The sequence below is a fragment of the Protofrankia sp. Cas8 genome (genome assembly GCF_963555845.1).
Taxonomy (GTDB): Bacteria; Actinomycetota; Actinomycetes; order Frankiales; family Frankiaceae; genus Protofrankia.
The window spans coordinates 1-9,648 of record NZ_CAUVXI010000208.1 but is presented as its reverse complement, the minus strand read 5'-3'; the positions used below and the strand labels follow the sequence as shown (position 1 = coordinate 9,648).

Here is a 9,648-nt window from a genome sequence, read left to right as displayed (position 1 = left end):
CGCGGGGAGAATTGGTGCCAGTGAGCCAGTATCGAAAATGGGTGGATCCGAGCACGCCGATCGGTTGAAGCCTGCGTGATCACAGTCCGGTGCGCCTGTGTCCGGGAGGTTTCAAGTGGCCCCGAAATGGTCTGGCATGTGTCCCGTTCTTGTCCCGGTGTACCCGGGGGGACGAGGAACGCGGGGAAGGTGGGTCGCGATGCGGATTCACAGCGTTCGTGGTCGATCACATGACGATCGGTAATTGGCTATCTAATGCAACGCATTCATTGGCATTTTAAAATTTTTGATGGCGGGAAGGTATCCGTTTGTCGCCTGCCAGATAGCTTTTCTGTCGAGCTGATCGGAGTGCTCCGTTCGGCGGCGGCGGCGGCCGACCGCGGCCGACCGCGGCCGGGTCGTCAACGGGAGCCGGCGCGGGCCACCACATGGGCGCCGGTGGGTAGCGCCCTGACCCCGCCCGCCGACCGGATCAGCGGATACACGGCGAAGTGGTAGGTGAGCCCGGGCTCAGGTGCGCCCAGGTGCCAGCCACCTCTGATCTCCAGACTCGCGTTGGTGACCTTTGCGCTCTGGGCGGCTGGATCGTCCGGCCCGGTCGGCATCGTGTCATGGCGCCACAGCACGCGGGCTTCGGTGATCCCAGGTGGCATCTGGAACGTCAGGACGATCTTGTTGCCACGGTCGACGGCCTGCAACCCATGGATGCCTTCGACGGGTAGGTGGTGGGTCGAACGGCCAAGCACCGCCCGGTTCCCGGCGATGCTGACCGGGGTGTACACGACCGGCCTGCCGGCGGCGGTCACGGTGAGACGTCCGCGCCGGCTCGAGCCGACCAGGTGTTCACGCCCGTCCAACGAGTCCGCGGGCAGCTCCTGGTCGACCGGGCCGAACGGGCCCGTCGCGAGGAACGGATCAGTCGCGCAGAGGTCACCGTCGGGCGGCTGGTTCAGCGGGTGCTCGGATAAGTCCGCGGACGCCTCGGTGGCGTAGATCCGCACCAGGGCGCCGGGGACAGTCGTCCACCGCAGGGTTGTCATCGCGCCGTCACTGTCCGCTTCAAGGTCCAACACCGGACGCGGTCTGGCGATCACTTTCAGGACCACATCCACGCCCGCGGTGTGGGCCAGCGCCCCGAGCGGGTCCGGGTAGGACACCCGGACCCGATAGCGGTAGGTGGCCCCGGTCTGCACGTCACGGTCGACATGGCCGCCACCGGCGGCGCGAACCCGACGGGTGGCGCCGTGAAACGACGACGACTCGTCAAAGGCCCGTTCGACCAGCACATCGTCGTATCCCGCTGTGAGGGTCCAGGACAGGGCGACGCCGTCGCCGTCCATCCGGGCACGCAGCTCGGTGACCTCCGGAGCAATCATCAGTGGCGGGGTGCGGGCCGGCGCAGAGCGTCGGCCCGCGGCCGCCGACATCACCTCGTGCCAGAGTGTCACGCCGTGCGGGACGCCCGCGTCGGACAGCTCGGTCGAGCCGGTCGTGCCGAGGCTGCGTTCGAACCGCCCGCCCGGAGCGGCCGGGTCCGCCACCACCCGCAGGACGCGGAAGGACACCGGGCCGGACGATTCCGGCGGGCTCCATCGCAGGACCACCGCGCCGTCTTCCTGCGTGGCGGTCAGGTTGGACGGCGGCGCGAGTACATCGCGTTCATCGGCCGGCCGGTCGACGGGCCGGTCGACGGGTCGGTCGGCCGGATCAGCGGGGATGGCCCGGAAATCTCGGGCGGTCGCCGGGAGCCCGGGTGCCGCGTTCCCTGGTGCCGCGTTCCCTGGTGCCGCGTTCTCGGGTGCCCTGTCGAAGGCGTAGTGCGGGCCGATGTTGTCCCGGCTGATGATCCGTGGGTGTCCACTCGGACGCGCCGGGTCACCGGCTGGGGGCGGCGCGCCGACCGGTGGCCGTGCCGTCGCGATGTCGATCAGGAGTCCGCGGGTCTGGCGGGACGTCAGCCGGGTACGCGGATCCTTGTCCAGCAGACCGGCGAGGACGTCGGCCAGCGGGCCCGCCCGGTCGGTCGGCGACGGGGGCTGGAACAGGATCGCCGCCACCATCGCGGCAAAGGTCTCCCGGTAGAACGGCGGCTTCCCCTCCACGGCGAAGTAGAGGGTCGCGCCGAGGCCGAACAGGTCCGCCTCGGGTGTCGCCAGATCGCCGTTCAACCGCTCCGGCGACATGTACGACGGTGTTCCGAGCACTCCGGTGACGGTGAGCGCGGAGTCGCTGTCACGGGTCGCGATGCCGAAGTCGGTCAGGACCACCCGGCCGCCCGTTCCGATCAGCACGTTCGAGGGCTTCACATCGCGGTGCAGAATCCCGAACGCATGCGCGGCGGACAGGGCGTCGCCGATCCCGATGCCGATGCGGGCCACCTCGGCGACGGGGAGCGGGCCGTGATCGCGAACCAGCTGGAACAGCGACTGCGACGGCACCAGCTCCATGACGATCCACGGCAGACCATCCTCGACAACCACGTCGAGGATGGTCACCACGTGTGGATGGCCCCGCAGCCGCGCGGCATGCCGGGCCTCTCGCAAGGCCCTTTCAACCCGGTCGGCCCGCTCGAACGGATCAAGATCGCCGCCGAGATCGACCTCCTTGAGGGCCGCCTCGGTCAGCAGCACCTCGTCAAAGGCGCGCCAGACCGTGCCCATTCCGCCGGTGCCGAGCCGTTCGATGAGCCGGTACCGGCTGGCCACGATGCGGCTGGCCTCTGGCGCAACAGCCACGGCGCCCCCTCCGCGATCTTTTCTACGCCGAGTTGTCCAAGTGCAGCATGCCACCTGGATTGCCCGGTGGCGTCGGCTGCGTCGTTCGGTTCTCGGCATCGTCGGCATCGTCGGTCGCGGCGTGGCGGTGGGTACCCGGACTGTGCGGTCGGTCGGGCCGCACAGCGGCGGATGACCGGGCCGCGGCAAAGGTCATCATGACCGGCAGGCAGGCCAGGACCAGCCATACAAGCCAGCCGCCCGATGGCGACCACGCCGAGCCCGATACGAACCACAGTGGTCCGTCCACGCCGACCGCGTACCGACGGCTGTTGGCGACCCAGGCGACAAACTGGCTGACCGCGGTCATGGCGATGACGCCGGTAGCCACCGTGGCCGCATGCCCGCTCAGGCGCGCGGGCAGTCGGTCGGCGAGCACCTCCACCGACAGCAGGGGCAGCATCACCAGCGCGGGTAGAATGTAGCGGCCCTGCATGCCGAAGCCGTTCTGGATGAACACGGCCGCGGCGAGCAGTTCGTAGCCGGCCACGACCACCGTGAGGCTGCCCGCAAGCAGCGCGCGATCGCGCCGACCGCCGAGCGCGAACGCGGCGAGGAAGAGCCCTGCTGCCAGTAGCCCCCACAGCCAGTACACGGCGCCCGGGATGGGGATCGACTGCCAGCCGAAAACCCCGACGGCCTGGCGCGCGGACTGTGGGGCGAGGCCGATCGCGACCGCGAGACCGTGGCCGAGACGGCCCCACAGAACCGGGGTCCGCAGCGACAGAGCCTGCGTCCAGAGCACCGTTGCGGCGATCCCCGCCCCGACGACCGTCACCGCCGCGGCCGCGGGTCGGCCAGCCCCGCGTACTCGCATCAGCACCGCGGGTCCGCCGAGACGGCCGATCCCGATCGTGATCGCGAAAGCCACCCACAGCGGAGCAAGCGGACGGCTCAGCGCGGTGGTGGCCAGGACGGCGCCGGCGACCAACCAGGTTCGGGCCGTGGGCTGTTGGGCACGGGACAGGCGCAGCACCGCCGCGATGGACGCGATCGCCCCGGTGACCTCTGCGCCGCTGGTACCCGCCTGCGAACTGAGGAAGAGCACCATCGGGGTGACCGCGACCGCGAAGCCGGCCAGCAGCAGGGGCCGTTGACTGCGTATCCGGTCCGGCGGTTGCCCGCCCAGCAGAAGCCACAGGCCGGCGCCGAGCAACCCCGCCGAGATGAAGGCGGACCCCAGGCGCGCCAGGACGTAGCCGGACTGAACCGACCAGGCGGCCCGGGTGAGTACTCCCGCGGGTATGTACAGCCAGGGTGGATACGCTCCGACAATGCTGTTGACCCGACCGTTTGGAACGACCGCCGGCCGGCGCAGGCAGGTCGCCGACGCATCCAGGTGCAACGCGGTACACGGAGGATTCGTCGTGACGCGGAGGTCGGTTGGCAGCAGGAAGCTTCGGTAGGCGTTACGGACCTGGCGGAGCGAATCCTCGTTGAATGCTCGCAGCGCCTGTATTTCCGCGAACGGGACGGTGGCACCGACTATGTCTCCGTGTCCCGCCGCCACGACCTTCGTGTAATGGCTCGGCTCATCCGGAGCGGTTCCCGGCGGATTTGTCAGTGCCCACAGCAGGATCCATCCGAACAGCGCGCTGAGGAGGAGCTCCGGCGCGCGGTTCCTCCGGGCGCCGGGCAACCGCGGTCTTCTCATCCGTACGTATCGCCACCTGGGAAATTTTTCGTCGACAACATGAAGAAATCCACGCGCCGTGACGTCCGGGCGCTCCGGCGCGCGGGGTAACAATAGCCTGCTCTTATTGTTTGACGGGCTGTGGCCGCCAGCTGGTCACCAGGAGCGCGGCAGCCCCCGCGAGACCGACACCGGTGGAGATCGCGAAGCCGGCCCAGCCGGCTCCGCCCAGGCCGATCGCGTGGTCGAGCGAGGCTTTGCCCGGGCCTGCGGTGGCGATCCCGATCGCGATCACGGCGATCATCAGGACGTACTCGTAGCCCTCGCGGAACACGAAGAAGCCGTTCCGCCGGTGTGCGACCACTCCCGCGACCGCCATGAGGCCGACGGCGGCTGACGCGGCCAGCGGCGTGAGGAAGCCGGCGGCGAGGCCGATGCCCGCCGCGAACTCGAACAGCACCGACATCCAGGCCTGCACGAGCGGCGGGCGCAGGCCCATGGACCCATACCAGCCGGCTGCGCCCGCTATCCGGCCACCGCCGAACAGATGGTTCCATCCGTGGGCGATCAGGGTGAGACCCACGCAGAGGCGAATCAGAAGGATGGCTGTATCGATATGGGTCATTTCATACTCCTGAGGAAGAACTGGCGGGTCGGTGCTGCCCGCGGCGGCGGAGGTAGGAGGGCAGCTGGAGCAGGGCAGTGGGTGCGGATGAGGAGACTATGGTGTGTGCACCGCACTTCGCCATGTTTGTCTACCCGGGGCCCGCGCCGGGCGGCGGTGGTACGGGTTGCCGTGGGGCCCGGGACGGCCCACGGGTCACACCGGCTGCTACCCCATGGCGCCGGCGTGACGGCTATGCCCAAGATGCTTCGGTGATGGCTGAATGAACTATACGATGGGTTGATGAACAGACGACCTGCCGACATCGACGCGACTGGTCACGTCCGGGTGCCCAAGACCGCTGAGCTGGTGGCGGCCGCCCTGCGTCGGCAGATTATTCGCGGTGATCTTCGAGAAGGTGACGGCCTCCCCAACGAGGCGTCCCTGATGGCGCGGTTCGATGTTTCGCGGCCGACGCTGCGCGAGGCGTTCCGGGTGTTGGAGTCCGAGGGTCTGATCGGCGTGCGCCGCGGTGCGCACGGCGGGGCGCGGGTGCATGTTCCAAATGGTGATGTGGCGGCGCATTTTGTGGGGCTGGTCCTCCAACACGACAATGTGACTGTTGCCGACGTGCTGGAAGCCCGTTCGGTGATTGAACCACCGGCGGCCCGGCTGCTGGCGGCGCGGCGGCGCCGGCGGGATATCGAGGCGCTTACGGCGCATCTCGATTCCGACGAGCAGCGCCTGGCCGGTCCGGAGAGTCTGATTCCGGCGCACACCGACTTCCACGAGACAATGGTGGAGTTGGCCGGTAACCATACCCTGGCGGTGCTGACGAGAATGTTGCATCATCTGGTCACCGGCGTGACGATGGCGCATCGGGCTACGCTGCCGTCCGGTAGCGGGGCGGAGTTCCATGAGGACGATCTCGCCCTGCGTGCGCATCGGCGGCTGGTCGATCTCATTGCGGCCGGTGACGCCACCGGGGCGGAGGTTTTCTGGCGACGCCATCTGGTGGAGACCAACCAGGTCGTCCTGGAGCATTTCGATGAGGCCAGCGTCCTTGACGTGCTCGGTTGAGGTCGGCACCGATTGTCGCGCCGGTGGAAGAAAGGGTTTCCCCGAAAATCCAGCGTTCCCGTGGGGGATCCGTCCTCAGGTGGCCCCGCCTACCCGGCCGCTACCCGGCCGATGGCGGCGTAGGTGCATCCACCGCGCGCAGCAGCGGCGCGAGACGGGTGCACACGACGTTGACGTGCTGGGCTACGAGCTCCTCGGGCATCCCGCCGAGGGAGGCCCACAGGTACACGGTGTCAACCGGCGCGTCGCCGACGAAGGCCCGGATGCTGCTTGCGACATCCTCGGGCGTGCCGTAGTGGAAGTAGTCGAGCGGGCTCTTGGATGCTTCGCGAGCCCGGATGCGGTCGGGATCGACCGGCCGTGGCGTCGGGGTGTCGGTTCCCTCCACCATGTGCCGGCGGTAGGAGTCGAGCTGGTAGCCGAGATGCCTGCTCACGACCGGCCAGTCGCGTTCCGGGTCGTCGCTGACCCAGCCCTGGATGCCGCCGCCCATCCGGGCGATCTCGGGGGCGTGCCCGGCCTCCGCGAGCCCTTCCCGGTACGGCTCGGCGATCCCGCCGAAGGCCGACAGCAGGTTCTCACCGAGCAGACCGGCCCGCCGGGCGCCCTTTGGTCCCAGGTACCCGAGCCAGATGGGCAGCCGGTCCTGGACGGGACGCGGGGTCACCCGACCGTCGGCCCAGATCCGCCGCAGCTCGCGGACCCGCCCGTCGGTGGCGCTGTACCGCTTCGCCGGGTCGGCGCCGAACAGCTCGAACTCGGGTATCCGGTAGCCGGCGCCGAGGCCGAGGTCGAGGCGGCCGCCGCTGATGATGTCCACCACCGCCGCCTGCTCGGCGATCTCGACCGCCGCGTGCAGCGGTGCGATCATGATGCCGGTCCCGATGCGTACCCGGCGTGTGCAGGCCGCGATGGCTGCCGCGAAGGTGAGCGGTTGCGGGAGGTAGCCGTCATCGAACAGGTGGTGTTCGGTTACCCAGACCGAGTCCGCGCCCAGTCGTTCCGCCTCCTGGCACATCTCCAGGGTGAACCCGTACAGGCGGGTGGGGTCCTGGCGGCGGTCCGGTGGGTTGCGGAGGTCGAAGTAGAGGCCTACCTGCATGCTGGTCCCCTTCGTCCGGACGGCGGGCAGGTCGTGAAGGTCTGGTCGCCTCGCCTATGAATAAGGTAGACAATACAGATGAGGCATCTTCATGTCCTTGGGTGCGTCCGGGTGCGGCGCGCCGCCTGTCGGCCAGCCGGGGAGGCTCTGTGAAGATCGATACGACGCTTCCAAAGGACATCGACGCCGTCCATCGCAACGCGCGGGAAGCCGAGGCCGCGGAGTACGACGGCCTGTGGGTGGGCGAGACACGACACGATCCGTTCCTGCTGTCGTTGCGGGCTGCTGACGCCACCCGGGATCTGACGGTCGGGACCTCCATCGCGATCGCCTTCGCCCGGACGCCGATGACGCTGGCGAACGTAGGTTTTGATCTTGCCCGCTACTCCCGGGGGCGGTTCGTCCTCGGGCTGGGTTCCCAGGTCAAGCCGCATATCGAGCGGCGCTTCTCGATGCCGTGGTCGCGGCCGGCAGCCCGGATGCGTGAGTTCGTGCTCGCCATGCGTGCCATCTGGGACACGTGGCAGAACGCAACACCGCTGTCGTTCGAGGGCGAGTTCTACACCCACACCCTCATGACGCCGTTCTTCTCTCCCGAGGCGCACGAGTGGGGCCCGCCGCCGGTGTACCTCGCGGCCGTCGGCGAGCTGATGACCGAGGTGGCCGCCGAAGTTGCTGACGGCATGTTCTTCCATGCGTTCTCGACGCCGCGCTACCTGCGTGAGGTCACCATTCCGGCCCTGGAGCGGGGCCGGGCGAAGATCGGCCGGACGCTGTCGGACTTCGTCCTGGCCGGCCCGGCGTTCGCGACGGTGGGCCGCAACGAGGCCGAGCTTGCCACCGCCATCGCCGGCACGAAGAAGCAGATCGCCTTCTACGCCTCCACGCCGGCCTACCGCGGGGTCCTGGAGCTGCACGGCTGGGGCGACCTGCAGACCGAGCTGACCCGCATGAGCAAGCAGAATCGCTGGTCGGAGATGGGCGACCTGATCGACGACGAGATCCTTCGGACGTTCTCCGTCGTCGGTTCACCCGCGGAGGTCGGTAAGGGCCTGCGGGAGCGGTACGGCGACGTCGCCACGCGGATCACCTTCTATGCGACCTACGAGAGCGACCCGGCCATGTGGCCGGAGGTCTTCGACGCCGTCCGCAGCTGAGTGCTCGGCACCGCAGTGCTCGTCAGTGCAGTGGTCCTCAGTGCAGTGGTCATCGCCCAACCGTCGACAGTGACCGCAGGGTAACCGATCAGGGAGAGAAATGAGCATGCTGGACGGCAGGACGGCCATTGTGACCGGCGCGGGCCGCGGTCTCGGCCGGGCGCACGCGCTGCTGCTCGCGAGCCAGGGGGCCCGAATCGTGGTCAACGACCCGGGCGTGGCCTGGGACGGTGCCGGCAAGGACGAGGGGCGGCCCGCACAGCAGGTCGTGGATGAGATCGTCGCAGCCGGCGGCGAGGCGGTCGCGAACTTCGACAGCGTCGCGGACTGGAAGGGCGCCGACGGGCTGGTTCAGCAGGCTGTCGACACGTTCGGCGGGCTGGACGTCCTGGTCAACAATGCCGGTTTCGTCCGCGACAAGATGTTCTTCAACCTCGACGAGGACGACTGGGACTCCGTCATCGAGGTGCATCTCAAGGGCCATTTCGCGCCGGCCCGGTTCGCGGCCCGTTACTGGCGGGCCCGCGCGAAGGCGGGCGAGGAGGTCTACGGCCGGCTCATCAACACCACCAGTGAGTCCGGTCTGGTCGGCAACTTCGGCCAGGCCAACTACGCGGCCGCGAAGGCCGGGATCAGCGCGCTCACTGTCGTGATGGCCCGCGAGCTGGCCCGGATCGGGGTGACCTCCAACGCGATCGCGCCCCGGGCGCGTACCCGCATGACGACCCAGACCTTCGCCGGCTACGGGCAGGTGGAGGAGGGCGCGTTCGACAACCGGGCACCCGAGCACGTCAGCCCGCTGGTCGGATGGCTGGCCAGCCCGGCCGCGGCCGACATCACCGGCCAGATCTTCCACGTCTACGGCTCGGTCGTCTCGGTCTTCCGCGGTTGGGAGGTCGCAGCCACCATTGACGCGGGCGAACGGGCCTGGACGACCGAGGAACTCGTGACCGAGGGCCCGCGACTGTTCGCCGACCACGACCCGGGTCTGCCCCCGACCCTGCCCGGGGTCGCGGCGAAGGACTGAAGTCGCGCGCGTGCCCGGCCGGCGCTCGCCGGCTGCTTCGCATCGGCGGGTGCCCGGCTTGCGGTAGCTGATGTCCACTTCGAAGGGAACTGTGGTGTCGGACGATCTGGTCCTGTGCACGACCGACGGCGATGGTGTCGCAACTGTGACGTTCAATCGTCCGGACCGGAAGAACGGCTGGTCACCAGACCTGGAAGCGGCCTATTTCGGGACGCTGGACCGGGTGGACCGGGACGCCGATGTCCGCGCGGTCGTCCTGACCGGCGCGGGC

7 protein-coding genes are annotated in these 9,648 nt (G+C 69.0%); 3 read left to right on the top strand and 4 right to left on the bottom strand.

All coding sequences use genetic code 11. The features are described from left to right. Nucleotides 1–401: 401 nt before the first annotated feature. The 3 genes from U9977_RS22445 to U9977_RS22435 all read right to left on the bottom strand — a co-directional run bounded on the left by U9977_RS22445 (nucleotide 402) and on the right by U9977_RS22435 (nucleotide 5,032). The gene (locus U9977_RS22445) at nucleotides 402–2,735 is read right to left on the bottom strand and encodes a serine/threonine-protein kinase (protein ID WP_322751267.1); all 2,334 of its coding nucleotides are present in this window, start codon (nucleotides 2,733–2,735) and stop codon (nucleotides 402–404) included. 22 nt (nucleotides 2,736–2,757) lie between these two features. Continuing rightward, entirely contained in the window at nucleotides 2,758–4,428 is a 1,671-nt protein-coding gene (locus U9977_RS22440; RefSeq protein WP_322751266.1) for a DUF2142 domain-containing protein, read from the bottom strand. 103 nt (nucleotides 4,429–4,531) lie between these two features. Then, the gene (locus tag U9977_RS22435; RefSeq protein WP_322751265.1) at nucleotides 4,532–5,032 is read right to left on the bottom strand and encodes a DoxX family protein; all 501 of its coding nucleotides are present in this window, start codon (nucleotides 5,030–5,032) and stop codon (nucleotides 4,532–4,534) included. A gap of 282 nt (nucleotides 5,033–5,314) precedes the next feature. Between U9977_RS22435 and U9977_RS22430 the strand changes: the two genes are divergently transcribed. After that, nucleotides 5,315–6,091, top strand: a complete 777-nt coding sequence (locus tag U9977_RS22430) for a FadR/GntR family transcriptional regulator (protein WP_322751264.1) — start codon at nucleotides 5,315–5,317, stop codon at nucleotides 6,089–6,091. Nucleotides 6,092–6,191: 100 nt separating this feature from the next. Here U9977_RS22430 and U9977_RS22425 read toward each other — a convergent pair whose 3' ends face one another. Continuing rightward, nucleotides 6,192–7,193, bottom strand: coding sequence for an LLM class flavin-dependent oxidoreductase (locus tag U9977_RS22425; protein ID WP_322751263.1), 1,002 nt, complete (start codon nucleotides 7,191–7,193; stop codon nucleotides 6,192–6,194). A gap of 149 nt (nucleotides 7,194–7,342) precedes the next feature. Here U9977_RS22425 and U9977_RS22420 point away from each other — a divergent pair, with 149 nt between their 5' ends. Both U9977_RS22420 and U9977_RS22415 read left to right on the top strand, forming a co-directional pair. Continuing rightward, the gene (locus U9977_RS22420; protein WP_322751262.1) at nucleotides 7,343–8,350 is read left to right on the top strand and encodes an LLM class F420-dependent oxidoreductase; all 1,008 of its coding nucleotides are present in this window, start codon (nucleotides 7,343–7,345) and stop codon (nucleotides 8,348–8,350) included. Between the two features lie 100 nt (nucleotides 8,351–8,450). After that, nucleotides 8,451–9,377, top strand: a complete 927-nt coding sequence (locus U9977_RS22415) for an SDR family oxidoreductase (protein WP_322751261.1) — start codon at nucleotides 8,451–8,453, stop codon at nucleotides 9,375–9,377. Nucleotides 9,378–9,648: the final 271 nt, after the last annotated feature.

What these genes read in the sequence shown, in the direction of transcription:
- U9977_RS22440 (WP_322751266.1), bottom strand. Translation starts at nt 4,428, where the DNA reads ATGAGAAGACCGCGGTTGCCCGGCGCCCGGAGGAACCGCGCGCCGGAG.
- U9977_RS22435 (WP_322751265.1), bottom strand. Translation starts at nt 5,032, where the DNA reads ATGACCCATATCGATACAGCCATCCTTCTGATTCGCCTCTGCGTGGGT.
- U9977_RS22430 (WP_322751264.1), top strand. Translation starts at nt 5,315, where the DNA reads ATGAACAGACGACCTGCCGACATCGACGCGACTGGTCACGTCCGGGTG.
- U9977_RS22425 (WP_322751263.1), bottom strand. Translation starts at nt 7,193, where the DNA reads ATGCAGGTAGGCCTCTACTTCGACCTCCGCAACCCACCGGACCGCCGC.
- U9977_RS22415 (WP_322751261.1), top strand. Translation starts at nt 8,451, where the DNA reads ATGAGCATGCTGGACGGCAGGACGGCCATTGTGACCGGCGCGGGCCGC.